At 71.4% G+C, this 25,454-nt stretch carries 19 protein-coding genes; 6 read left to right on the top strand and 13 right to left on the bottom strand.

Annotated features, from left to right (window positions below; all coding sequences use genetic code 11):
• The first annotated feature begins 42 nt into the window (after window positions 1–42).
• Window positions 43–738: a response regulator transcription factor gene (locus tag EXE58_RS09295; RefSeq protein WP_135267619.1), complete on the top strand. Its 696-nt coding sequence runs from the start codon at window positions 43–45 to the stop codon at window positions 736–738.
• The gene (locus EXE58_RS09290; protein ID WP_244242505.1) at window positions 735–2,138 is read left to right on the top strand and encodes a HAMP domain-containing sensor histidine kinase; all 1,404 of its coding nucleotides are present in this window, start codon (window positions 735–737) and stop codon (window positions 2,136–2,138) included. Before EXE58_RS09295 ends, EXE58_RS09290 begins: the two co-directional genes overlap by 4 nt.
• Window positions 2,139–2,200: 62 nt before the next feature.
• Here EXE58_RS09290 and EXE58_RS09285 read toward each other — a convergent pair whose 3' ends face one another.
• Together EXE58_RS09285 and EXE58_RS09280 are read right to left on the bottom strand one after the other, a co-directional pair.
• Window positions 2,201–3,481: an anthranilate synthase component I family protein gene (locus EXE58_RS09285; RefSeq protein WP_135267618.1), complete on the bottom strand. Its 1,281-nt coding sequence runs from the start codon at window positions 3,479–3,481 to the stop codon at window positions 2,201–2,203.
• Window positions 3,478–4,044 (bottom strand): anthranilate synthase component II, encoded by a 567-nt coding sequence (locus EXE58_RS09280; protein WP_135267617.1) that lies wholly within the window; start codon window positions 4,042–4,044, stop codon window positions 3,478–3,480. The genes EXE58_RS09285 and EXE58_RS09280 overlap by 4 nt, the downstream gene beginning before the upstream one ends.
• Before the next feature lie 66 nt (window positions 4,045–4,110).
• Here EXE58_RS09280 and EXE58_RS09275 point away from each other — a divergent pair, with 66 nt between their 5' ends.
• From EXE58_RS09275 to EXE58_RS09260, 4 genes are read left to right on the top strand one after another with little or no spacing between them, the layout of a single operon-like run.
• Window positions 4,111–5,217, top strand: a complete 1,107-nt coding sequence (locus EXE58_RS09275; protein ID WP_135267616.1) for a glycosyltransferase — start codon at window positions 4,111–4,113, stop codon at window positions 5,215–5,217.
• On the top strand, window positions 5,214–6,296 hold the full coding sequence (locus tag EXE58_RS09270; protein WP_135267615.1) for a glycosyltransferase: 1,083 nt from the start codon (window positions 5,214–5,216) through the stop codon (window positions 6,294–6,296). Before EXE58_RS09275 ends, EXE58_RS09270 begins: the two co-directional genes overlap by 4 nt.
• Window positions 6,293–7,309 carry a hypothetical protein gene (locus tag EXE58_RS09265; protein ID WP_135267614.1) on the top strand — a complete coding sequence of 339 codons (1,017 nt, stop codon included), beginning with the start codon at window positions 6,293–6,295 and terminating at the stop codon, window positions 7,307–7,309. Before EXE58_RS09270 ends, EXE58_RS09265 begins: the two co-directional genes overlap by 4 nt.
• Complete coding sequence (locus EXE58_RS09260) at window positions 7,306–8,130, top strand: glycosyltransferase family 2 protein (RefSeq protein ID WP_135267613.1); 825 nt, start codon at window positions 7,306–7,308, stop codon at window positions 8,128–8,130. Before EXE58_RS09265 ends, EXE58_RS09260 begins: the two co-directional genes overlap by 4 nt.
• A 6-nt stretch (window positions 8,131–8,136) precedes the next feature.
• On the opposite strand, the gene EXE58_RS09255 is transcribed toward EXE58_RS09260, so the two are convergent.
• The 11 genes from EXE58_RS09255 to EXE58_RS09205 form a co-directional block, all read right to left on the bottom strand.
• Window positions 8,137–9,831 carry a sulfatase-like hydrolase/transferase gene (locus EXE58_RS09255; protein WP_135267612.1) on the bottom strand — a complete coding sequence of 565 codons (1,695 nt, stop codon included), beginning with the start codon at window positions 9,829–9,831 and terminating at the stop codon, window positions 8,137–8,139.
• Between the two features lie 86 nt (window positions 9,832–9,917).
• Entirely contained in the window at window positions 9,918–11,819 is a 1,902-nt protein-coding gene (locus EXE58_RS09250; protein ID WP_135267611.1) for a chorismate-binding protein, read from the bottom strand.
• A gap of 72 nt (window positions 11,820–11,891) precedes the next feature.
• Complete coding sequence (locus tag EXE58_RS09245; RefSeq protein WP_135267610.1) at window positions 11,892–12,746, bottom strand: FkbM family methyltransferase; 855 nt, start codon at window positions 12,744–12,746, stop codon at window positions 11,892–11,894.
• A 21-nt stretch (window positions 12,747–12,767) separates the two neighbouring features.
• Complete coding sequence (locus EXE58_RS09240) at window positions 12,768–14,840, bottom strand: acyltransferase family protein (RefSeq protein ID WP_135267609.1); 2,073 nt, start codon at window positions 14,838–14,840, stop codon at window positions 12,768–12,770.
• On the bottom strand, window positions 14,833–15,990 hold the full coding sequence (locus tag EXE58_RS09235) for a glycosyltransferase family 2 protein (protein WP_135267608.1): 1,158 nt from the start codon (window positions 15,988–15,990) through the stop codon (window positions 14,833–14,835). Before EXE58_RS09235 ends, EXE58_RS09240 begins: the two co-directional genes overlap by 8 nt.
• On the bottom strand, window positions 15,990–16,334 hold the full coding sequence (locus EXE58_RS09230; protein ID WP_208544186.1) for a hypothetical protein: 345 nt from the start codon (window positions 16,332–16,334) through the stop codon (window positions 15,990–15,992). Before EXE58_RS09230 ends, EXE58_RS09235 begins: the two co-directional genes overlap by 1 nt.
• A 28-nt stretch (window positions 16,335–16,362) precedes the next feature.
• On the bottom strand, window positions 16,363–18,324 hold the full coding sequence (locus EXE58_RS09225; RefSeq protein ID WP_135267607.1) for a glycosyltransferase: 1,962 nt from the start codon (window positions 18,322–18,324) through the stop codon (window positions 16,363–16,365).
• The gene (locus tag EXE58_RS09220) at window positions 18,317–19,411 is read right to left on the bottom strand and encodes an NAD-dependent epimerase/dehydratase family protein (protein ID WP_135267606.1); all 1,095 of its coding nucleotides are present in this window, start codon (window positions 19,409–19,411) and stop codon (window positions 18,317–18,319) included. The genes EXE58_RS09225 and EXE58_RS09220 overlap by 8 nt, the downstream gene beginning before the upstream one ends.
• Window positions 19,412–19,508: 97 nt before the next feature.
• On the bottom strand, window positions 19,509–21,338 hold the full coding sequence (locus EXE58_RS09215; protein ID WP_135267605.1) for a hypothetical protein: 1,830 nt from the start codon (window positions 21,336–21,338) through the stop codon (window positions 19,509–19,511).
• A gap of 102 nt (window positions 21,339–21,440) precedes the next feature.
• Window positions 21,441–23,231 (bottom strand): hypothetical protein, encoded by a 1,791-nt coding sequence (locus EXE58_RS09210; protein ID WP_135267604.1) that lies wholly within the window; start codon window positions 23,229–23,231, stop codon window positions 21,441–21,443.
• Window position 23,232: 1 nt separating this feature from the next.
• Window positions 23,233–25,416, bottom strand: a complete 2,184-nt coding sequence (locus EXE58_RS09205) for a HelD family protein (protein ID WP_135267603.1) — start codon at window positions 25,414–25,416, stop codon at window positions 23,233–23,235.
• Window positions 25,417–25,454 lie beyond the last annotated feature (38 nt).

Here is a 25,454-nt window from a genome sequence, read left to right as displayed (position 1 = left end):
CCGACTCAGGACTCCCTCAGGCGTGGCTGGCATTCTTGCCACATGCCCGACTCCAAGCCTCGCGTGCTGGTCGTCGACGACGACCGAGCGGTCCGCGACTCGCTGCGCCGCTCCCTGGAGTTCAACGGATACACCGTGCTGCAGGCCTCCGACGGAGCCGAAGCGCTCATCGCTGTCGGGTCGGAGCACCCCGACGTCATCGTGATGGACGTGATGATGCCCCGGCTCGACGGCATCGAGGCGACCAGGGCCCTGCGCGCCGGCGGCAACGACGTGCCGGTCCTGGTGCTGACCGCGAGGGACGCGGTGGGGGACCGCGTGGACGGACTCGACGCCGGCGCTGACGACTACCTCACCAAGCCGTTCGCCCTGGAGGAGCTGCTGGCCCGCCTGCGCGCCCTGCTCCGCCGCGTCGTACCCGCCGACGGCGCCGACGACGAGGTCCTGTCGTTCGCCGACCTCACCATGGACGTCGCGAGCCGGGACGTCCGTCGCGGTGCCCGCCCGATCGAGCTGACCCGCACCGAGTTCACCCTGCTCGAGATGTTCCTGCGGCGGCCCCGGCGGGTGCTGGAGCGCAGCTTCATCCTCGAGGAGGTCTGGGGCTACGACTTCCCGACGACCGCCAACTCGCTCGAGGTCTACGTCGGCTACCTGCGCCGCAAGACCGAGGCCGAGGGCGAGCCACGCCTGATCCAGACCGTGCGCGGTGTCGGCTACGTGCTGAAGGAATCGTGAGCGCCGGACCCTGGCCGAGCGGTCGTTGGCACTACCGGCGGTCGTTGGCCTCACGGGTCGCCGTGCTCACCGCGCTCGCGGTGGGCGCCTCGATCGCGGTGATGGCCCTGACGGCCTTCCTCGTGATGCGCATGCAGCTCCAGAGCTCGCTCGACGACTCCTTGCTCAACCGTGCGCAGCGGGCGGCGAGCTACACCGCGCTCTCGGCCATCACGGCGCAGGACGTCCCCTCCTGGATGCTGGGTGCGGCCGACGTGCGCGTCATCTTCATCACCGCCGAGCGCGACTACCGCACCGCCGACGACTTCCCCGCCTTCCAGCTGGGCAAGCCCGAGCTTCTCGTCGCCAGCGGCGAGACACCGTCTTCCGTGCGCACCCTCACGGCCGACAACGGCGAACGCTTCCGGGTGGCTGCCGTGCCCGCGGGCAGCGGTCAGGCCCTCGTGCTCGCCCAGCCCCTGGCGCCCCAGGAACGGGTGCTGGAGAAGCTCGGATCCGTGATGCTCGTCTACGGCGGCCTCGGCGTGCTCGCGGCCGCCGCGGTCGGCTGGCTGGTCGCCGCCAACGGGTTGCGGCCGGTGCGCCGCCTCACGAGCGCGGTGGAGAAGATCGCGGTCACCGAGGACCTCACGCCCCTGCGGGTCGAGGGTGACGACGAGATCGCGCGCCTCGCGACCGCGTTCAACCAGATGCTGCTCGCGCTGGGCGCCTCCCGTGACCGGCAACGTCGGCTGGTGGCCGACGCGAGCCACGAGCTCCGCACCCCGCTGACCTCGGTGCGGACCAACCTCGACCTGCTGCGCCAGGCCGAGGGCGACCCGGCGTTCACCGCCGAGTCGCGGCTCGAGCTCCTCGACGACGTCCGGGCGCAGATGCAGGAGATGAGCACGCTGATCGGCGACCTCGTCGTGCTCGCTCGCGACGAGGAGCCTGTCCCCGTCATCGAGCGGGTCGACCTCGTCGAGGTCGTCGAGCGGGCCCTCGCCCGCGTACGACGCCGCGCTCCCCGCGCCCGCTTCGACGTCGACCTGGCCCCGTGGACCGTCATGGGCTCCGCGGCAGACCTGGAGCGCGCGGTCACCAACCTGCTCGACAACGCCGCCAAGTGGAGCAGCGACGACGGCACGATCACCGTGCGCCTCGACTCGGGGATCCTCACGGTCGACGACGAGGGGCCCGGCGTCGCTGAGGCGGACCGTCCTCACGTCTTCGACCGGTTCTGGCGCTCCACGGAGTCACGCTCGATGCCGGGGTCGGGCCTCGGGCTCGCCATCGTGCGACACGTCGTCGAACGCCATGGCGGGCAGGTGAAGGTCGAGGAGGCGCCGAGCGGTGGCGCACGCTTCGCGCTGTGGCTCCCGGCGGCCCCGGCTGATCTTCCGGAGTCGCTCGCCCTGTAACGCCGTGTTGATGGCTGTACCCACCCCGGTGCACAGGGGTGGGTACAGCCGCCAACCCGGCGTTACAGGTCCACAGCCGCGCGCAGCCGGGCTGCCTTCCACCTCGTCTCGGCCCACTCCTCGGCCGCGTCGGACCGCACCGTGATGCCGCCGCCGGTGCCGAAGGTCCACCGGCCGTCGCCGCCCGTCGTGAGGGACCGGATCACCACGCCGAGGTCGGCCGCGCCGTCGCCGCTGATCCAGCCGAACGCACCGGAGTAGAGCCCTCGCGGGGTCAGCTCCACCTCCTCGATCACCTGCATCGTCCTCAGCTTGGGCGCCCCGGTCATGGATCCCGCCGGGAAGATCGCCCGCAGCGCGGCCACGGTGGACACGTCGTTGCGCAGTTGACCGCGCACCGTCGAGACGAGCTGGTGGACGGAGGCGTAGGTCTCCACCGCCATCAGCTGCGGTACCTCCACCGACCCCGGCTCGGACACGGTGGCGAGGTCGTGCCGGAGCAGGTCGACGATCATCAGGTTCTCGGCCCGGAACTTCGCGTCGGACGCGAGCCGCTCGCGCTGGCGGCGGTCGTCCTCGGGCGTGCTGCCCCGGTCGGTGGTGCCCTTGATGGGCCTGGTCTCGATGGTGCGGTCCTCGCCCACCAGGGCGAACCGCTCGGGGGAGCTCGACAGCAGCCAGGCGCGCGCGCCGTCGACGTCGTGCTGCAGGAACCCGGCGTACGGCGCGGGGTTGAGGTCGCGCAGGCGCAGGTAGGCCTCGCTCGGGGCCAGGTCGGACTCGATCTCCTCGCGGTAGGTCAGGTTGACCTCGTAGGAGTTGCCGGCGTGGAGGTGCTCCTGGACGCGGTCGTACGCGGCGGCGTACCACCCTGGCGCCGACTCGACGGGAGGTTCGCGCCGACTGGGCGGGGGGTTCGCGCCGACTCGGCGGGAGGTTTGCGCCGACTCGGCGTGGTCGAACATCCGGACGTGGGAGGCGCGCATCCACACCGCGTCGGGCATCGCGTCGCCGGGCATCGCGTCGCCGGGGCCGGAGGAGGCGGGGCGTGCCGGGAGGTCAGGGCGCGAGGCGTAGCCGAAGCAGCCGAACCACTGCTCGCCGGGCTGCATCGTCTCCTCCAGCACCACGAACGGGTCGGTGCCGACCACGACCGACGCGCCCCCCGAGTGCCGGGTGACGACCCCCGCCGCGGCGTCGTACGACAGGGAGGGCGCGTCGTCGTGGAGCCAGCCGATGATGGAGCGCCGGCCGGACCACTCACGGGCGCCGCCCCCGTCAAGCCAGAAGCAGCGGGGGTGCCGCGACGCGACCTCGCGGAAGAACGCGACGGGGTCGGTCACCGCTCCCCCAGGAAGTTGGCGACCAGGTCCGCGCCGTGCTCGGACAGGACCGACTCCGGGTGGAACTGCACACCCTCGAGCGGAAGCGTGCGGTGGCGCACGCCCATCACCACGCCGTCCTCGCTCCACGCCGTCGCGACCACGGCGTCCGGCAGGGACAGTGCGGCGAGCGAGTGGTAGCGCACCGCGGCGAAATCCTGGGGCACGCCGGCGAAGATCCGGGCCCCGTCGTGTCGGACGTGGGCGACGTCGCCGTGGGCGGGCACGACACGACCGACCTCACCGCCGTAGGCCGTCACCAGCCCCTGCATCCCCAGGCACACCCCCAGCACGGGTCGCGTTCCTGCGAGGAGGACCTCGCGCCCCACGGCGAAGTCGGCCGGCTCGGCGGGATGTCCCGGTCCCGGCGAGAGGACCACGTGCGAGTGCTCCAGGACGTCCTCGGCCGAGACCGAGTCGTGCTGCACGACCCGCGGGAGCACGCCGGTGACGGACGCGACGAGGTGGACGAGGTTCCACGTGTAGGAGTCGTGGTGGTCGACCACGATCACGTCCGGCGTCACGGGGGTGAGGCTAGCGGCCGCTGAACACGATGAATGCGCGGAGGACGCACGGGGTACCGCTTGCCCATGACGCTCGCCGCACACGACCACCCGACCGGCCAGAGGCCACTCACGATCGCGTCGGTCCCCTCGGGACACGTCTACGTGCGCCACCTCTCCCCCGTGTCCGGACCGGCCCCCACGCGCCTGCCCGACCCGGACCCCACGCGCCCGTCGACGGCAGCCACCGGCGCCTGGTGGCCGCCGGTCATGCTCGACCCGGACTGGGCGCGGGGCGCGGAGTTCGACCTGTTCCACCTCCACTTCGGGTTCGACGCCTGCTCGCCCGCGCAGCTGCGTCGACTGGTGGCCGTCCTGCGCGAGCGGGGCAAGCCGCTCGTGTTCACCGTCCACGACCTCCGGAACCCGCACCACGAGGACCGCCGGGCCCACGACGAGCAGCTCGACGTGCTCGTCCCCGCCGCCGACGCGCTGGTCACGCTCACCCCCGGCGCGGCACGGGAGATCGAGGAGCGCTGGGGGCGCAGCGCGGACGTCGTGCCCCATCCCCATGTCGTCGACCTCGAGACGCTGGCGGCCGCCGAGGACTCGGTCCCCCGAGCTCCGCGAAGGTCCTTCCGTGTGGGCGTCCACGTGAAGAGCCTGCGCGCGAGCATGGACCCGCTGCGGATCCTGCCCGTGCTGGTGGAGACCGTCGCCGAGCTCGACGGCGCCGTGCTCCAGGTGAACGGCCACCGGGACGTCCTGGAGCACGGTGGCGCCCGCCACGACGAGCCCCTGGCGGACTACCTCAGGGAGCAGCACGACCGTGGAGCGCTCGAGCTGTTCGTGCACGACTACTTCTCGGATGCAGGGCTGTGGGACTACCTGGGTTCGCTGGACGTCTCAGTGCTGCCCTACCGCTTCGGCACGCACTCGGGGTGGCTGGAGGCGTGCCGTGACCTGCAGACCACGGTGATCGCCCCGACGTGCGGCTACTTCGCCGACCAGGGGCCCGTCCTGGGCTACGTGCACGACGAGGACGCCTTCGACCCCGCTTCCCTCCGTGACGCAGTCGTGCGGGCCCACGAGGAGCGACCCGCTCTCGGCGCCACGCTCGAGGAGCGCCTCGAGCAGCGTGCCCGCATCGCGGCCAGCCACGACTCCATCTACCGATCCCTCCTACGACCATGAGATCGGAACCGTTGCGGATCTGTCTGGTCGCCAACAGCAGGTTCCCCATCGCCGAGCCGTTCGTCGGTGGCCTGGAGTCGATGACCTGGCACCTCGCCCGGGAGCTCGTGCGCCGCGGCCACGAGGTCGCCGTCTTCGCCGCCCCCCACTCCGACCCGGCGCTGGACGTGATCGAGCTGTCGGTCCACCCGGTCCCAAGCACCCACGACGGACGGCACGACCTCGACGCGCCACCCGGTGTGCACGTCGCCGAGCACCATGCCTATCTGTCCTTGATGCTCGACCTGGCACGGCCTGGACCGCCGCGCTTCGACGTCGTGCACAACAACAGCCTCCACCACCTGCCGGTGGCCATGGCGGGGATCCTGGCCGTTCCGCTGGTGACCACGCTGCACACCCCTCCGATCCCCGCGCTGGCCTCCGCCATCGCCAGGGGCGCGGGCGCCAGCACCTTCACCGCCGTCTCCGAGTTCATCGCGCGGTCGTGGTCCCACCTCGTCGACAGCGTGTGCGTCCCCAACGGGATCGACACCGACCGGTGGCAGGCGGGTCCGGGCGGTGCGAACGCTGTCTGGTCCGGCCGCATCGTGCCCGAGAAGGCACCCCACGAGGCGATCGACGCGGCCCGTCGAGCCGGCATCCCCGTGGTCCTCGCCGGGCCGGTGCTGGACCGCGACTACTTCGAGGCGGAGGTGGTTCCGCGGCTCGGCCGGGAGGTGACCTATGCAGGGCACCTCGACCAGGGCGGGCTCGCCGACCTGGTGGGCCGTTCCGCCGTCGCGATCGTGACCCCGGTGTGGGACGAGCCCTACGGCCTGGTCGCGGCGGAGGCCATCGCCTGCGGGACGCCGGTCGCGGCCTACGCCCGAGGCGGTCTCCCCGAGGTCATCCACCCGAGGTGCGGCCGGCTCGCGCCCCCCGGGGACACCCGGCTGCTTGCGGCCGCGATCCAGGAGGCGCGCCTGCTCGACCGCGACGTCGTACGACGCCATGCCGTCGAGGAGCTGTCGCTGCAGCGCATGGTCCGCGGCTACGAGGAGGTCTACGCACGCCTGGTCGATCGGGGCATCGCGGCGTGATCGGCTACTACGTCCACCACCACGGCACCGGCCACCTCCACCGCGCCAGGACCGTCGCGGCGGCACTGCACGTCCCCGTCACCGGGCTCTCGTCCCTGCCGCGGCCGGCGGACTGGCCCGGCGCCTGGGTGCAGCTCCCCCTCGACGACCAGCGACCCGGCGGGTACGACGACGCGGCCGACGCGACTGCCCGTGGCCGGCTGCACTGGGTGCCGCTCCGAGATCCCGGGCTGCGACGTCGGATGACCATGATCTCGGCCTGGCTCGACCGGGCCGGCCCGCACGCGCTCGTGGTCGACCAGTCCGTCGAGGTGTGCCTGCTCGCGCGCCTGCACGGCGTCCCCGTGGTCGGCCTCACCGCGCCGGGCCGTCGCGCCGATCCCGCCCATCGCCTGGGTTTCGACGCCTGCTCGGAGCTCGTGGGCGCGTGGCCGGAGGGCTGGACGGCCGGGATGCTCCCGGGGCTCGACCCCGAGGTCTCCAAGCGCTTCCAGGCGGTCGGTGCGGTGTCGCGCTTCCCGGTGCGGGACGAGGCGGTCGCACGCCGTCCGGGTCCTCCCCGCGCCGTGGTGCTGGCCGGGACCGGGGGCGACGGCCTCACCGCGCGGACCCTCGCCCGCGCGCAGGAGCAGACCCCCGACTGGGAGTGGACCGTGCTGAGCCGGACCCTCGGCACGTGGCACGAGGACCCGGCCGCTGTCCTCGCCGACGCGGACGTGGCGGTCATCGCGCCGGGCCAGAACTCCCTGGCCGAGGTCGCGGCGTCACGGGTGCCCGCGGTCGTCGTACCCGCTCCCCGACCCTTCGACGAGCAGCACGTCACAGCAGCCGTCCTGCGGCAGGGGTGGCCTGCCGTCGTCGTGGAGGACCGCGCGGACGCAGCGTGGCGTGACGTCCTGCACGCTGCCCGGGACCTCGACGGAGCAGCCTGGTCGCGCTGGTTCGACGGAGCGGCACCGCACCGCATCGCACGCCTGGTCGAGTCCGTGGCCCGGCAGGAGCGCGCCGCGTGAGCCGCACCGCCGTGGTGACCGTGGCGCACGGCCGCCACGCTCACCTTGCAGCCCAGCAGCGCTCGCTCGCCGCCTCGTCGGAGCCGGCCGACGAGCACGTCGTCGTCGCACTGGACGACGCCGACCTCGTGCGCAGTGGTCGCAGCACCGTCGCGCTCGCCGGGACCGACCTCGGCCTGCCGCTGGCGGCGGCCCGCAACCTCGGCGTGTCGGAGGCCCTGCGGCGGGGTGCCGACGTCCTCGTCTTCCTCGACGTCGACTGCCTGGCCGGGCCCACGCTCGTCGAGGGCTACCGCCACGCCGTCGAGGACGGGCCGTCGACCGTCTGGTCGGGTCCGGTCACCTACCTGGACCCACCCCCCGCGGGTGGCTACGACCTTGCCCGGCTGGACGCCCTGGACTCACCACACCCCGCCCGGCCCGCGCCGACGCCGGGCGAGCTGGTCACGGGCGCGGACCCGGCGCTGTTCTGGTCGCTCTCCTTCGCCTGCTCCGCAGACGCGTGGCTCAGGGCCGGCGGGTTCTGCGAGGAGTACGTCGGGTACGGCGGCGAGGACACCGACTTCGCGCGGGTGGTGGTCGAGGCCGGTGTCGGGATGGGGTGGGTCGGCGCGGCGCGTGCCTACCACCAGTGGCACCCCGTGTCGCGTCCCCCGGTCGAGCACGTCGACGACATCGTCCGCAACGCCGAGATCTTCCGCGGCCGCTGGGGCGAGTCCCCCATGCTGGGCTGGCTCGAGGAGTTCGAGCGTCTCGGCCTGGTCAGCCGCGACGAGGATGGGCGCTGGCGGCGGGTGGAGCGGGTGCCCGGCCCGGAGTGACCCGGACTACCTGGTGAGCGCGCGACAGCGCGCGGGCACGCGCTGGTTGCCTGACTCGCGGCACTTGTCGAAGGCTTTCAGCCTGGCCATCAGGTCGGCGACCTCGGCCGCCCGCCTGGGGCTGGCGAACTGGTTGCGCGCCTCGAACGCGCGGTGGCGATAGTTGTAGAACTCATAGCCCCACGTGGTGCCGCGCGCGGAGGGGTCGAGGTCGAGGCGGACGAGCAGCCCCGTCCTGCTCCGCACCGCGGTGTAGGACGGGATGCGGTCGAGCTCACCGCCGGTGTAGGCCGCGTCGGGGTCGCCGCCGACCAGGGTCTGCTGCGTGTGCTCGAAGAACGCGTGGGTGCGGCGCACGACCTTGCGGTCACCGAAGGTCGGCACCAGCGACACGCCCGAGCGGAAGCGCGCCGGCCGGAGCCCGGCGAGCTCCTCGAAGGTGGGCGCGAGGTCGATGTTGTTGGTGACCTCGCGTCGCACGCCGGGCACGACCCCCGGCCCGGTGACCAGCAGCGGCACGTGCGTGTCGGTGTCGTACGCCGTGCCCTTGCCGCGGGCCAGGCCGTTCTGGCCGAGGTGGAATCCGTTGTCGGAGGTCAGCACGACGTAGGTGTCGTCGCCGACCGTCTCGAGGATCTGGGTGACCAGGCGGTCGGTCGACTGCGCCATGCGCGCGCGGTCGCGCAGGTCGCGCACCGCCGCGGCTCGGGAGAGGCCGCCGCCGGTGTTCCAGACCCGCGCCGGCTTGCCGTTGCGCAGCCGTGGCCTGTTGTCGGCGCGGCGGTCGCCGAAGCCCGGCAGGTCTCGGGTCGTGAGCCTCGAGCACGCGACCCGGCCGCAGCTGCGGTCGCCTGCGCGATCGCGGAACATCGCCGGGAACAGGGGGTCTCCCGGGTAGTGCCCGAGGGGCTGGGTCCGGTTGTGCGGGGCGTAGGCCGCCACCTCGAGGAAGTAGGGCTTCGACCCCGCCTCGCCGCGGGCGATGAAGTCCAGCGCCAGGTCGCCGATGACGGTCCCTGCGTAGGCGGCGTCCTTCGCCGCGGCCGGCGCGCTGGCCGGTGGCGCCGGGTGGTCGACGATCCGCATGCGGCCACCCTCGAGGGTCGAGCTCGCGAAGTCCCAGCCGTCGTACGCCGAGCCGAACACCACGTCGAACGTCGACCATCCCGGCGGGACGGGTGGCAGGGGACGACCGGGGCCCCACTCGTACTCGTTGAGGTACTTGCCGACGAAGCCGGTGTCGTAGCCCGCCTGCTGCAGCCGGACGTTGAACGAACGCTGGGGGTTGCCGTGGGCGAGGAACGCCGGCCACCCACCGAGGTCGGAACGCCCCTGGTTCGAGGTGTTGGTGTGGACGCCGGTCTGGTGGGGGTACTGGCCGGTGAAGAAGCTCGACCGCGACACGCAGCACAGCGAGTCGACCGCGAACGCGTGGGAGTACGACGCCCCGCTGCGACGCATCGCCCGCGCCGAGCGCATCGTCTGCAGCAGGTCCATGGAGAAGTCGTCGAGCATGACCACGACGATGTTGGGCTTCTTCGCCGCCTTTGCGGTGCGCGCCTTCATGACGTTCTTGGTCAGCGCCACCTGGTTCACCGAGACACCGGCGTCGGTCGCCGACGCGCTGCCCCCGCAGGCGGCGAAGGCGAGCAGGCAGAGCGAGAGGCAGAGGGCACCCAGCCCCCGTCGAAGATGCTGCACGTGTTTCCTATCCCCCGGTGGTCTCACAGATGATGACGTCCTGAGCAGCGGTTTGGTTGCAGGACTCGCGGCAGGGCCTGTCGCGGTCAGCCGCGGCGCAGCACCAGGTCGCGCACGGCGTCGTGGAGCAGGTCGTAGCCGTTCTCGCTGAGGATCGACTCGGCGTGGAACTGGATGCCGCGGAAGTGCGGGCCGCGCACGGCGTGGACGTCGCCGGTGTCGGGATCGCTGTCCACGCTCACCCCGTCGGGCAGTCCGTCCCTCCCGACCCTGCCGACGAACGTGTTGTAGAACCCCACGCGCTCGCTGCGGCCGTCGAGCACGACAGCCGACTGGGTCCCCTGGAACACGATGTCCTTGTAGGCCAGCGGGATGCCGAGGCGCTGGCAGAGCGTCTGGTGGCCCAGGCACACCGCCAGGAACGGCTGGTCCCCCGCGAGCAGGTCGTCCACGGCCTTGCGGAACGCCGCGATCTTGGGGTGGTCGCCGTCTCGGGGGTCGCCCGGGCCGGGCCCGACGATCGCCAGGTCCGCCCCGTCGAAGGCACCGGTGGCGTAGTCCTCGTGGCGGACGACGGTCGTGGTCATCCCGAACACGCCGAGCACGTGGCGCAGCATGTTCACGAAGTCGTCCTCACCGTGGAGGATCACCACCGACTTCCCGGCCAGCGCCGGATCGGCCGGTTCCCCGGCCTGGTCGGTCAGCCAGAAGCGCGAGAGGCGCTGGTTGCGCGACCCGAGGGAGAGCAGCACGTCCTCGTCGCGGGCGAGCTCCGCGACGTCGACTCCCCCGGACGCGGCAGGGGGCACGAGGCCGAACGCACTCAGGATGCCGCCGGCCTTCGCCCGGGTCTCCGCCACCTCGTAGGCCGGGTCGGAGTCGCGCACCAGGGTGGCCCCGGCCGTGACCTTGAGCCGGCCGTCGAGGTCGACGTCAGCGGTTCGGATGAGGATCGGGCTGTCCATCGTCGGCGAGCCGTCCGGGTCGCGGCCGAAGAGCGCCAGCGCGGCGCCGTAGTAGCCACGACCCTCGGGCTCGTAGTCGGCGATCAGGCGGCAGGCGTTCTCGACGGGTGCCCCGGTGACCGTGGCGGCGTACATCGTGTCGCGCAGGATCTCGCGGTGGTCGTGGTCGGACCGGCCGGCCAGGAGGTACTCGGTGTGGATGAGGTGCGTCATCGGCTTGAGGAACGGACCGAGCACCTGGCCGCCCTCCTGACACAGGTCGCACATCATCTTGAGCTCCTCGTCGACGACCATGAAGAGCTCGAAGATCTCCTTCTCGTCGCCGAGGAAGTCGAGCAGGCGCTCCTTCATGTCGCGCTCGCCCGGCCCCGCGACCCGGAACGTGCCCGAGATGGGGTTCATCCGCACGTCCCCCGCCTTGACGCTGACGTGTCGCTCCGGGCTGGCCCCGACCAGGTAGCGATCGCCGGTGAAGAAGCAGAAGGTCCAGTAGGCACCCCGCTCCCGCTCGAGCAACCGCCGGAAGACGGTGAGGGCGCGGGAGGCGTCCCAGTCGGCGACGACTGCGCGGTAGTGGCGACCGATGACCAGGTTGGCGCCCTCGCCCTGGCCGATCTCGTCACGGATGATCCGCTCGACGATGGTCTCGTACTCGTCGTCGCTGGTCTCGAAGCCGCCGCGGTCGGCGAACTCGACGGGGACGTCGGGAAGCACGGCGAGCAGCTCGTCGACGGAGACCTCGTGCTCGGTCTCGATGTCGACCACCGTCAGCGGCGTCGCGTCGTCGATCGCCGCGAACCCGCGCTCGCGCACCTGGCGGAACGGCACGGCGACCAGCCGGTCGGCGCTGCGACCGGGCTGGGGCGGACCGCTCTCGAGGGGGATGTCGAGCAGGCTCTCGACCTGGTGCGGCGTCCCTCCGACCAGCCCGGCCGTCGAGGAGGCCTTGCGCCGGATGACCGCCCACGCGCCGTGTCCCTGGATCTGCTCCAGGAGGTCACGGACAGCGGTGGTCTCGGTCATGGGCGGGAGCCTACGGGCCGCCTCGTGGGCGCCTTCCGAAATCTCACTGGAGCGGAAGAGATCAGGGGGGCCTCAGCGCAGCGCGGACCTGTCGGCCTTGCTCATCACGAGGTTGACCTGACCGAACGGCCCAGCCTCGTCGCACACGCGCACGATCGCGGCGTCGTCCATGGTGGTGACCGCGTCGGCCACGTGAGCGCGGATCTCCAGGCCCATCGCGCGGTAGCCCTCGAGCACGTCCATCGGGTCGAGCCCGCGATCACGCAGCGCTGCAGGCCAGAACTCACTCACGATGACCGGCTGGGGGCTCCGGTGGAGCGCATCGGTCATGCCGGCCAGGACGTCGGGCTCGTAGCCCTGCACGTCGATCTTGACCAGGTCGTAGACCGCGTCGGGCAGGAGGTCGTCGAGGGGGGCGGCCGGCGTCAGCATGTCTGCGACGTCCGTCTCCGCGGTGCGCGTGTCGCCCAGGTTGGTCGCGGCCGTGGTCAGGCCGAGCAGGCGCGCGCCGGCGGAGAGGGCGACCGCGTGGGGGGTGATGTCGGCCCCGCTGTTCCAGGCGTTGAGGGCGAGCACGGCGCTCGTGGTGGGGTGCGGCTCGAACGCATCGATGATCGCGCCGGGGAACGTCTTCGCGAGGAGGAGGCTGAAGTAGCCGACGTTGGCGCCGATGTCGGCCACGCGCACGACGGGCCGACCGGTTGCGTCCTTGCGCACGCTCGGCCGGGCCAGCTCCAGCAGGAGACGACCCTCCTCGGCCTCCCACACCCCCTGTGCGGCGATGTAGGGGCGCATGACGTCGTCCGACTCCGGGATCCAGAGCGGGCCGGCGTCGGACTCCAGGCACACCAGTCGCTCACCTGTGTAGGGCCGAGGAGCCACCGGGCGACGAGCCGCCGCGGGTGCCGGAGGTCGGGTCCACTTCATGACAGCTGTCTCCTCAGGGCTTCAGGACGGATCGGGGGTGGAGGCGAGGGCACGATCCACCTCGGGTTCAAGGTAGGGCACGAGGGTCCGGGAGAACGTCGTGGTCATGTGGTTGTAGTCGGACAGCACGATGACACCGCCGATGACCGCCGGGCACACCTCCTCGTTGCAGAAGTATGACGTGAAGTCGGCGTCGTGGACGACCTCGGAGGTGCTCTGCACCGCCGCCGCGTGCATGGGGTCCGGGCGGATCCAGTCGCGCGGCCCGTCGCAGGCCTTCCAGCGCCTGGGGTGCTGGTCGATGCAGTCCACGGGCGGGTTCTCGGGGTCCCACGGAGCAGGCGTGTCACGAAGCACGAGGACGGATGACCCACCCGCGACGAAGGAGTCCATCGTCTCGTCGTACATCGACAGGGGGCGGTCCGCGTCCTCGTCGTAGGTCGCCATCACCACCAGGTCGTAACCACCCTGCTCGATGAGGTCGAGCGCCTGCCCGACGATGTCCGTGCACTCGGGGTAGGGCTGCTCGATGGCGCTGAAGCAGGCGCCCATGATGTAGGTGTCCAGCTGCCATCCCCGCGAGGTGGCGATGTCGGTGAGGGCCTCGGTCCACTGCCCGGCGTGCGAGTTGCCGAACAGGGCGATCTTCTTGGCCGGCTCCTCCGTCTCGCCGCGGCTGCAGGTGATCGGGTGCTTCTTGAACGGCGGCCAGTTGAGGCAGTCGCGGATCCCCTCGGTGACGTCCTCGCGTGCGAAGGCCGGCGAGGTGATCAGCTTGGAGCCGCGCATCCGGCAGTGCTCGGGGTTGGCCATGGCTGCCGCGCCCACGCAGTTGCGTCCCAGCGCCTGGTTCACCGCCCTCTGGTCCTGTGCCACCACCCGGTCGACGTACGTCGTCACGGCGAAGCTCGTGGCCACCACCCCCAGCGAGAGGACCAGTCCGAGTGCGTAGGCGTGGCGCAGGCGCTGGCGCAGCAACGGCCACGACCTGACCGGACCCTCCAGGAGTGAGGTCGAGGCCCACGCGAGCAGGACGGACAGTGCCAGGACGACCAGGCGGTCGCTCCACTGCAGCGGTCGCTCCAGGGCGTAGGGCGCGATGACGACCAGCGGCCAGTGCCACAGGTAGAGGGCGTAGGAGGTGTCGCCGAGGAACTGCACCGGACGCGATCGCGTCAACCACTGGGGATTCAGCCGGCTGTCCGGGTCGTTGGCGACGATCACGAGCGCGGTCGCGACTGTCGGCAGCAGCGCGGCGTAGCCCGGGATCGCGCTCTGCGGAGTCATGACCAGGCACGCGGCCACGATCCCGAGGGCACCCAGCCACAGCAGCGCGACCCGCACCGGAACGCTGAGTCGCCCGGCCAGGGCAGGGAACAGCGCAGCCGTGAGGCTGCCGACAGCGAGCTCCCACAGGCGCGTGAAGAGGGAGAAGTACGCCACCTCTGGCCGGGTGCTGGTCTGCCACACGGACCAGGCCAGTGAGGCCAGCAGCAGCACTGCGAAGACCACCGCTGCGGTCTTGCGGTAGTCCCACCGCCGCCGCAGGTGGAGGAAGGCCACCACCGCGACCACGCCCGGCCACAGGAGGTAGTACTGCTCCTCGACCGACAAGGACCAGAAGTGCTGGAACGGCGAGGGAGCGCCGCGAGCCTCGAGGTAGTCCGTCGCCGTCGCGACGAGTCGCCAGTTCTGGACGTAGAGCATCGAGGCAAGACCCTCGTGGGTCAGGCTTCGCCACTGGCTGCTGGGGATCCACGCCAGCATCGCGACGATCGTCGAGATGATGACCACGAAGGCGGGAGGGAGCAGTCGGACGATCCGGCGTGCCCAGAAGTGCGCGAAGTCCGCCGGTGACCGCGGTGGGCTCTTCAGCAGGTGGCTGGTGATCAGGAAGCCTGAGATGACGAAGAAGACGTCGACCCCGAGGTATCCGCCGGACGGGCGTCCGGGCCACAGGTGATAGGCGAGCACCGCCGTGACGGCGAGTGCTCGCAGCGCCTGGATGTCTGAGCGGAGCTTGTGACCTTCTTGGGTGCGCGGGGCCGTCGCAGAGGACGCTCCGCGGGCACCCGGGGCGTCGCGGTCAGACACGGGCGGGGTAGTTCCCGATCCGCTGCGTGCGGTCCTGCATCGTCTCGGGCAGCCCGGCGGCGGTCTTCCCGGAGTCCCTCACGTTGATGGTGTCGGGCTCGCGTCCGAAGAACTCGGTCAGCGACGCCACGACGTCGGGGCCCTCGAGGGGCAGGTCGACCCGGAAGCCCATGAACTCCGCACGGATCTCGTCGGCCCCGTCGGGTGCGACCGAGACCGCGACGAGCTGCTCGCCACCACTGCGCGGCGGAAGCCAGCCGATGTCGACCCGGTAGCCGAGGGCCCGTCCGGAGTACTGCACGATGCGCTCGGCCGCGTCGCGGTGGGCCTTGTCCAGGATGCCGCTGTTGACGAAGGCGTCCACCTGGGTGCGGAACAGGGGGTAGCGCATGTCGATGATCGCCTCGTTGGCCGGCACCGTCGTCTGGCCCTCCGCCACGAGCCCGGCCGCCAGGTTGGAACCACGACCCTGGTGGTAGACGAAGGTGCCGGGCGCCAGGGCGATCCGGTAGCCGGCGGCGAGGCTGCGCAGCGACCAGTCGGTCTCCTCGCAGTAGCCGCGGCCGAAGACCGGGTCCATCACCCCGACGTCGGCCACCACCCGGGTGGGAACGAGGATGCAGAACGAGATGCCCGCAGGGATGTCCATCACTGCGGCGCCGTAGTGGTCGGCCAGGAGCCCGCTCACCCAGTCCACCCGTGCCTGGGCGGCGAGGTGCTCGTCGGGGTCGTCGTTGGGCAGCGAGTAGACCGAGACGTTGTTGGACCACGCCGTGACCGAGCCAACGCCCTCCTCCTCGGCGCAGGCGAGGAGCTGCCCGATGAGGTTGGCGGGGTAGATCACGTCGCTGTTGCTGATGACGACGTGGTCGTAGCCCTCACGCAGGGCAGTCAGCATGCCCAGGCTCACGTTGCGTGGGATCCCGAGGTTTCGCGGTGTGCGGTAGTAGCCGACGTTCAGCTCGGCGCACATCTCCTCCAGCCGCTCGCTGAAGCCGGGCGCAGGGCTCGCGTCGTCCAGCACCAGGAGGTCGACCTGGACCCCGGGGTGGGACAGGCGCGTCGCGGACTCCAGGGTCCGGCGGATGAACTCCTCGCCGTTGTAGACGGTGATGCAGAACAGGATCGACGTCGGGTTCGCCTCACTCATCACTTGCCCAGCTTCTTGCGAGCCTTCTGGACGGCCCGGGTCGCGGCCTGGGCCGAGCGGACGGCGCGGGAGTCGTTGAGCTGCTTGACCTCGCGCTGCAGCCTGCGGTTGTGCTTGCGCAGCACGCCGTTGCGCAGCTTGAGCTTCTCGAGCTCGCTGCGCGTCGCCACCAGGTCCCGGTGGGTGGTGGTGAGACGGCTGGTCAGGTCCATCACCCGCGCGTTGGCCACCTCGAAGTCCTGCAGCGCCTGGGCGAGGGAGATGCGGTCGATCTCCTCGACGCCGGGGGCCGTCCCACCGGCCGTGTCGGGGCGTGACTCGCTCGTGTCCGTTGCTGCGTCCATGTCGCTCATGCTTCTCCTGCGTAGGTGGTCAGTGTCGCGCGCGCGACAGGAGGTTCCGGTAGGTCTTGACGAGGCCTTCAGCGGTCCGGTCCCACGAGTAGAGGGCACCGGACTCCAGCACGGCCTCGATCTGTTCCCTGGCCAATCCCTTGTCGTTGATGAGGCGCTCGGCAGCGTCAGCGAGGTCGAAGGGGGTCCAGGTGGGCGCCGCCACGGGGACGTCGGGCATCACCTCGGCCAGGGGGCCGAACCGTGCGTGGATCGTGGGCGTCCCGAAGCGGGCGGCCTCGAAGGGCACCAGGCCGAAGCCCTCGGCGGCGGTGGGATAGAGGCAGATCGTCGCGTGACGCAGGAGCCAGTTGCGCTCCTCCGAGGTGACGTCGGCGAGCACCATGGGCTCCTCGCCACCGTCGGAGAGCGCCATCGTCTCGCTCACGCGGCTGGACCCCTGGGCGACCGAGACCCCGGCCAGCACGAGCCCGATGCCGTGACCGCGCTTGCGCAGCTCCTGCCACATCCGGATCGCCAGGTCGCGGTTCTTGTGGCTGTAGTTGGCTCCCAGGACCACCATGAACTCCCGCGCGACCCACCCACGCTCGACGAACTCGGCAGGCATCTCTGCCTCCTCGTCGCCGCTGAGGTGGTCGGTGCCGTTCTGCACCACGCTGAGGCGGTCGGTCTCGACCGGCATCTGCTCGAAGAGCATCTGCTCCCTCACGTCGTGGGAGATCACGACCACGCCGTCCGCGCGACGGCAGGAGTTCTCCATCGACTTGCGGTAGTCGAGCCACTCGGCGGGCGTGAGGTGGTAGGCGCCGGTCGCGTGGGCGATGAGGTCCTGGATGGTGATGACGGTGCGGGTCCCCACCTCGCGCCACCGCTTGTAGGGCAGTGCCTCGCCCGGCTGGAAGGGACGGTGCACGATGTCGGCGCCGCCGACCCCCTCGAAGGTGTTGTCGGGGGTGTGGACCGTCCGCAGCTTGGGCGAGTCGAGGTAGGCGTGTGCGTAGCGAGGGACCTCGCCGGGCAGGCCGAGGATCACCTCGCGCACGTCGTCGCGCGCGGCCAGCGCCCGGGCCAACGACAGGGTCTGCACCTGCGTGCCGTTCTCGATCGGACCGATGCACGACCCGTCGATCACGATCCGCAGGCCCTCGACCTTGGCGCGGGCCGTGCTCATCGCGATGGCGAGCGGCGCCTTGGGGTCGGGGCGCTGGTCGTCGAAGAGCGCCGGGAAGAAGTGGTGGTGCTGGTGGAGCATGGAGCGCGCCTGGTCGCTGTCGTGCAGCGGACGACCCCACGGACCCAGCTCCCAGGGACGCGCCACGAAGGTCATCGAGTCCAGGACCGTCTTGAGACCACGCCGCTGCGACCTCAGCGCGAGGTCCATCAGGGAGGCCTCGGGCTCACCGTCGAAGTTGGGGTGGGGGCCCTCCACCATCGTGACGGCGTGAGGGCTCACGAGGCACGCTGCTCCGGCAGGCACCGTGATGGGCGCCGGACGCATGGCCGGGTCGAGCTCGCGCAGTCGCCGTGTCAGCGAGGTCTCGTCGTGGCCGGTGATCGAGTAGGGAGTGGGATGGTCGCGGTAGGGAAAGCTGAGGTAGCCGGCGGCGTTCGACAGGAACGACACCGTGGCTATCCGCGCGTCCGCAGTCATCGCAGAGAGCGCCGGATCGAGACCCACCGCCGGCAGCAGCACCGGCGCCGTCATGACCAGGAGCGGCTCGTCCACCTCGTGCGCGGCCGCCACGAGGGCGTCGGAGAAGCGATCAACACCTTGGATGGCGATGCGGTCGTCGCTCGGCAGCAGCCCGTCCCGCAGTACGGCGTCGCCCCCGACGTTGAGCAGCACGCGACCCAGTCCCGGGATGTCCAGGACTCGAGCGATCGCCGGCAGCCAGTTCTCGAGGGGCGTGCGCGCGAACAGCAGGGCCGAGAGGCCCGACGCCTCGTCGGGCGCGGAGTCGACCGTGACGTCGTCAGTCAAGGAAGCCGCCCTCCTTCAGGAACTCGGCCACCGCCGCGCTTCCCGCCTCGAAGTCGTGCTGCCAGGTCCAGCCGAGCTCCTCGCGCAACCGGGTCACGTCGGCCACCGCGAAGCGCACGTCGCCGTCGCGGAACTTCCCGGAGACCTGCGGCTCGGGCGCACCGTGGTAGCGGGCGATCGCGCGGGCTGCGTCACCGATGGTCGTGACCTCCCCGGTGCCGACGTCGTGGATGCGAGGAGCCCCGCCCTCGGCGGGCGGCCGCTCGATGCCGGCCACCAGGGCCTCGACGACGTCGTCGATGAGGATGAAGTCACGCCCGATGTCACCGTCCTCGTAGATGTCGAGGACCTCGCCCCGCGCCGCCAGGCGGTGGAAGAGCGTGATGATGCCCGTGTAGGGGTTGTGGGGGGACTGACCGGGGCCGTAGACGTTCTGGAGGCGGAAGACCGACAACGGCACGGAGTAGGCGGCCGCCCAGTTGCGCATGATGAGCTCTTGGGCGAGCTTGGTCGATCCGTAGATGCTGGACGGGTTGGGGTGGGTGTGCGCCGCCTCCATCGGGGCGGGCCTGGCCGGTCGCCCGTCGGCGTCCACGTGGTCCCACTGGCCCGATGCCAGCTGGGCGTGGCTGCGGGGCTGGGGGAAGAACGCCGTCCCGTCGGCGTCGATCCACCGGCCTTCGCCGTAGACCGCCCTGCTCGAGGTCAGCACCATGTGGTCCGGCTGCGCGTCGTGGCGCACCAGGGCGTCGAGCATGACTGTCGTACCGAGGACGTTTGACTCCGCGTGCCGCGTCGACTCGGTGAGCGACTGACCGGTGCCGGTCTCGGCCGCGAGGTGGACGAGGAGCCGGGGGCGGTGCCGCTGCAGGAGGGCGTCCCAGAGCTCGGCGTCGGTGATGTCGCCCACCACCAGCTCGACCCGCGGGTCGAGGGCGTCGGGGCGGGTCTGCCCCGGGTGCACCTGGGCCAGCAGGCTGTCGACGGCCACGACAGGAATCCCCGTGTCAGCGAGCCTCGCGCTGAGCGCGCAGCCGATGAAGCCCGCCCCGCCGGTCACGACGACCGCGTCGGTCCGGTCCGTCATCTGCATCCACTCCACTCCAGTCGGCGACAGCACGCGAGTCTAGGGGATGGACCCGCTCCGTCCGATTCGCCCACCGACCCCTCGTGGACCCGTCGCGTCAGCGCACGACGGCGATGCCGAAGCTGCGGAAGCACACGCGTGCGCCCTCGACCACGACGCCGAGCTCGCTCAGCGCGACGGTGGTGGGGAAGGCCACCCGACCCGCTCCCTCGACCGTGTAGTCGGACTGCAGCGTGCCTCCGGCCAGCACGGGCTGCCCCGACGGGTCCTGACCGGTGAAGACCACCCGTCCGCTGCCCCGGGCGACGTAGTCGACCACGACCATGAGCGGGTCCCAGACGGGCTGCTGCGGCATCTGCATCCCGTCGACGAGCGACACCGCGATGGGACTCGGGTCCAGGCACACCTTGGACCGCACGGGGCCGTGGAGGGGCTGGAGCTCCACGTCGTGGACCTTCCCGTCGATCGCGATCGCGCGTGCCCCTCGTGGATCCACCGTGGTCTCGGCCCCGGGATCGATCTGCTCGAAGATGCGGCTGGGCATGTTCCAGGGGTACTGGTTGGCAGGGACCACCCAGTCCGGGACCGGGACGTCGAGGAACGGCTTCGGTGGGGTTCCGTCCGCGCGCAGGGCCGAGAAGTAGACGTCGGCGTCCCGACCCGGACTGTCCTCGGAGATCGCGCGCACCGATGCGGCCCACCCTGGGAGCAGCACGAGGACCAGGCCGGCCGCGATCTTGGCGCGGGCTCCGTGCAGGCGGGCCCGGGTGTCCTCGGCCAGCGTCCGGACGGCGGCCGACAACGCGATGGTGAGGGTGACCAGCAGCAGGTAGTTGGTGTCGACCTGGTAGCGGAGCATGTGAGCCGTCTGTTCGACGCCGAGGACCGAGAGCCGGCCGAGCGCCACGAACCCGTGGCTGACCAGGGCGCACACCAGGAACCACAGCCACGCCCGGCCGGCCAGGCGGGAGCGCCTGGACGTCCAGCCGATCAGCAGGAGCAGGATCGTCGACGTCACGAGGGGAACCAGCCACGACGGCCCCGGCGGGTCCACGGAGGGGAGCACGATGCCGAACACGGAGGTGAACGATCCCTCCGGGAGGGCGCGCAGCATGTACTCCGCCGTGAGGGAGGCGCCGGGTGGCGCACTGCGCGACTCCGAGTAGGGCCCCAGCTGGTAGATCGCCAGGTCGATCGACGCCACCACGGCAAGGACCACCCAGACCGGCCACACCGAGAGGGCCGTGCGGAACCGCTGGGCCCACGTCTCCCGCTCCGACATCCCACCGACGAACAGGACGAACAGTCCGACGTACACGCAGAGCACGACCGACTTCTCGAAGAAGCTGAAGGACAGGGCCGCCATGACCGCGAGCGACAGGAGATGGCGCCGTCGCCGGGTGTTGAAGTAGCGCTGGGCACAACCGAAGGCCGAGACGGCGCACACCGTGGTCGCCCCCATCGTCCACGTGGCGGCCCACCACACCGCGTTGTTGAGCATGACGACCGACAAGGAGAACGCGGCGGTCGCCCAGGGCACCCACCACTCCGGTCCGTGCAGGGCCAGCAGGAGGCGCAGGAACGCGATCGACCCGCCGAGCTGGAAGAGCAGGATGACCACCGAGGCGGCGGTCCAGCTGGTGCCGAACGCCTGCGAGAAGAGGTGGTTGCCGAGAGCCAGGCCGGGCACGAAGTGGCCGAACACGTTGTAGCCGAGGAGGTCCGCGTCGATGGGACCGTCGTGCAGCTCGGCCAGGAAGCGGAAGTCCTCGGCGAAGAAGTAGGACCGCTTCGTCAGCGCAGCCACGGTGAGGGCTTGCACGATGAACACCGCCGCGACCCCGGCCCACCACGCCCGGCCCGGGCGGGATCGGCCCTGGGAGCCGTCGGCGTCGGTCCGGACCGGGTACGTCTGCACTTGCTCCACTCGGCTTCGGACCTCCTCAGGCACTCGTGCCTCCGGCTGCGAAGTGTAGGGACCCACTGCCCGGGGCTCGCTCGTCAGGGCCTGCTCACCCTGACGGTGTCGTCACCGTGCCACCGCAATGCCGAACCGCTCGATGCACACCCGAACGCCCTCGACGAAGAGGACGACCTCGCTCAGCGCGACGGTGGTGGGGAACGCCAGACGACCCCGGCCCTCGACGACGAAGACGGAGCCGAGCATCCCAGCAGCGCTCGTGGGGGTTCCGTTCTCGTCCTTGCCGGTGAAGGACACGGTGGCCCTCCCCTCGGCCACGTGGTCGACGACGACGAGCAAGGGGTCCCAGTCAGGTTGACGAGGGCTCTGCATCCCGGTGACCAGGGTGATCGCAGCCGGCTCGGGGCCCCCGCACCAAGCCGTCTTCGCAGGGCCGTAGAGGTAGTCGAGAGCGACCTCTCGGACGGTGCCGTCGTACGTGACGACGTAGGAGCCACGTGGATCAGTCGTCGTCTCGGCCCGAGGGTTGACCAGCGGGAAGATGACGCTCGACATGTTCCACGGGTACTGGAACGCCGGAACGATCCAGGCCGGCACCGGGTACTCGAGGAACGGCCCGGGGGGCGGGCCGCCTGTCCTCAGTGCCGCGAAGTACTCGTCTGCCGTGCGGCCCGGCCCCGTCTCGGAGATGACCCTCACGGACGCGATCCATCCGGGAACGAGCGCGATCACCACCCCCACCGCGATCACCCCCCGGAGGTGCCACAGGCGAGCCCGCGCACCGTGGGCGAGCGTGTGGAGCGCGGCCGGCACCGCGATGGTGAGGGCCACCAGCACGAGGTAGTTGGTCTCGACCTGGTAGCGAAGCATCTGGGCGGTCATGTCGACACCGAGGGTTCCCAGTCGCCCCAGTGCCACGAAGCCGACGCTGACCAGGGCGCAGGCCAGGAACCACAGCCAGGCGCGAGCAGCCAGCCTCGAGCGCCAGGACGTCCACGCCATGATCAGGACGAAGAGCGTGGTCGTCGTCGCGGGCACCAGCCACTGGGGCCCGGGCGGACCGACGCTCGGGTGCACGACCCCGAGCACGGTGGTGAAGGAGCCTTCCGGCAGGGCCCGCAGGAGGTACTCCCCCGTGAGCGCCAGGGGCGGCGGCTCGCTGAGGTTCTCGTGGTGCCCGCCCGCAAAGTAGAGCGCGAGGTCGATCGAGGCGAGCGTCCCCAGGGTCAGCCAGACCGGCCACACAGCCAGGGCGCCCCGCAACCGCTGCCGCCAGGACTCGCGCTCATCGAGCTTGCCCACGACCAGGGCGAAGAGGCCGACGTAGACGCACAGCACGACCGACTTCTCGAAGAAGCTGAAGGACAGGGCCGCCATGACCGCGAGCGACAGGAGATGGCGCCGTCGCCGGGTGTTGAAGTAGCGCTGGGCACAACCGAAGGCCGAGACGGCGCACACCGTGGTCGCCCCCATGGTCCAGGTCGCGGCCCACCACACGGAGCTGTAGAGCATGACGACCGAGAGGGCGAACGCCGCCAGCGCGCCCGGGAGCCACCAGGTCCTCCCGTGCAGGGCGATCAGGAGGCGCAGGAAGGCCACGGACCCACCCAGCTGGAAGGCGAGGATGACGACGGATGCCGCGGTCCAGCTCGCCCCGAACGCCTGCGCGAAGAGGTGGTTCCCCAGGGCCAGCCCGGGCACGAAGTGGCCGAAGACGTCGTAGCCCAGCAGCTCGGCGTCGATGGGGCCCTCGCGCAGCTGGACCAGGAACCTGAAGTCCTCCATGAAGAAGTAGTTCCGCGACGTCAGCACCACGACGGTGGCGGCCTGGACCACGAACACGCTGACGACGGCAGCCCACCATGTCTTGCCGGGGCGGTGGTCGACAGCCCCCGTCATGTCAGCCCACTGTGGTCAAGAGCTGCGTCGCCCGGGTCAGCACGACGTAGAGCGTGGCCCGCCCGGTGGCCGACTCGTCCTCGATCTCGTGGGGGCGCACCACGACGATGCCGTCGAACTCCAGGCCCTTGGTGTCGAGCCCGGTCAGCACGACGACCCGGTCCTCGCCGCTGGGCGCCTTGGTCGAGTCGATGGCCGCGCGGGCCCCTGCGGAGTCATCTGCCCGCTCCGGCCACGACGCCAGCCAGGCGTTGACCTCGGAGCGCCGGGCCGCGGGCACGACGATGCCGACGGTGCCGGCGACGCGCTCGGCGATCTCGTTGACTGCCTCACGGGTGGCGGCCTCGAGGGCGTCGTCGTCGACGGGCGCCACGACGCGGGGCTCCTCACCGGTGCGTCGTACGGCGTCGGGCAGGTCGGCGTCGAGGCCGACCCGGCGGGCGTAGTCGGCGGCGAAGGAGTAGATCTCGGCGGAGTTGCGGTAGTTGGTCGAGAGGTGGAACTCGTGGAGCGGCTTGCCCTCGAGCGCCTCGGCGCGTGCGGCGGCCGCCTCGGCGGGCACCGGCCAGGACGACTGCGCCGGGTCTCCCACGATCGTCCAGCTGGCGGTGCGCCCTCGTCGACCGACCATGCGCCACTGCATGGGGGTGAGGTCCTGGGCCTCGTCGATGAGGACGTGGGCGTAGGTGTCGTCCTCGAGGCGGTGGGTCGGCGGCGCCCAACCGGGTCCCGAGGCGAACTCGCGGTCTGCGGCGGTCGACAGCTCCTGCAGGTCGACGCCCCCCTCGAGGAGCCCGGTCTCGTCGAGGTCGCGCTCGTCGTCGGTGCGCCGCGGGACGTCGCCCAGGGCGTAGCGCAGCTCGTCGAGCAGCGGCACGTCCTCGATGCTCAGTGCGGCGTCGGCCGCCCACGACTTGGTGAGGAGGACCTGCTCCTCCTGGGTGAGCACACCCTCGGCGACACGCTGAAGGAACTCGGGGTCCCGGAGCCAGCCGAGGACGGTGGCGGCGTCCAGGGGCGGCCACCACGTGGCCGCGAAGTCGAGGAACCCCTCGTGGGACAGCATCTCCTCGTCGAAGGCCTCGCGGCCGCGCTCACGGCCGCGCTCCCCCCGGACCTGGCGCCACATGGCGTCCAGGAGCGTGCGGGCGATGCGCGGCAGCTGGCGGTTGCGACGCCCCTGCGACATCAGCTGGCGACGCAGCCGGCCGAGGAGCTGGGGGTCGAGCACCAGCGTGTCGTCGCGCCAGAAGATCCGGAAGCTGGTGGGGCTGCCCGGCGCCTGCTGCCGTGCGGTGCGGCGCAGCACCTCGGCCATCCGGGCGGCGCCCTTGACGTCGGCGACGGCCGGCTCGTCGTGGCGGGTGGCACGTACGCCGTTGACGACCTCGCCGAGGGAGCGCAGCGCCACCGCGGTCTCGCCGAGGCTGGGCAGCACCCGCTCGATGTAGCGCATGAACACGCCGCTCGGACCGACGACGAGGACTCCGCCGGACTCGTAGCGACGACGGTCGGAGTAGAGCAGGAACGCCGCCCGGTGCAGGGCCACGACGGTCTTGCCGGTGCCTGGCCCGCCGGAGATGGTGACGACTCCCTTGCCGGGCGCACGGATCGCCTTGTCCTGCTCGGCCTGGATCGTGGCCACGATCGAGTGCATGGAGCGGTCGCGCGCCCGGGAGAGCTGGGCCATCAGGGCGCCCTCGCCGATGATCGGCAGGTCGGTCTCCGCGGAGTCGTCGAGCAGCTCGTCCTCGACACCGACGACGGTGCGGTGCTCGGCGCGCAGCACGCGACGTCGTACGACGCCCTGCGGCTCGGCCGCGGTCGCCTGGTAGAACATGCCGGCAGCCGGCGCGCGCCAGTCGATCAGGAGGACGTCGTGCTCGGCGTTGCGGACGCCGATGCGGCCGATGTAGCGCGGCTGCGGGTCGAGGTCGGGAGCAAGGTCGAGCCGCCCGAAGACGAGGCCCTCGTGGGCGGCGTCGAGCTGGGCGAGGCGCTTGGCAGCCTGGTAGACCATGGCGTCGCGCTCGACGAGGCCGCCCTCGTGGCCCAGCCTGCCTCGACTGTGGCCCTCCTTCGCCAACGCCCGTGCGTTGCGCGCCGAGGCCTCCATCTGGACGTAGACCTCGTCGACATAGGCCTGCTCGGCCGCGATCTCGCGAGCCTCGAGCTCCTCGCTCACACCTTCTCCTCATCCCCCGGACGGCAAGAGAGGAACTC

It is taken from the genome of Nocardioides seonyuensis (assembly GCF_004683965.1).
Taxonomy (GTDB): domain Bacteria; phylum Actinomycetota; class Actinomycetes; order Propionibacteriales; family Nocardioidaceae; genus Nocardioides; species Nocardioides seonyuensis.
Note: the sequence above shows the minus strand (reverse complement) of the source record. Positions and strands in the feature narration are given on the sequence as shown.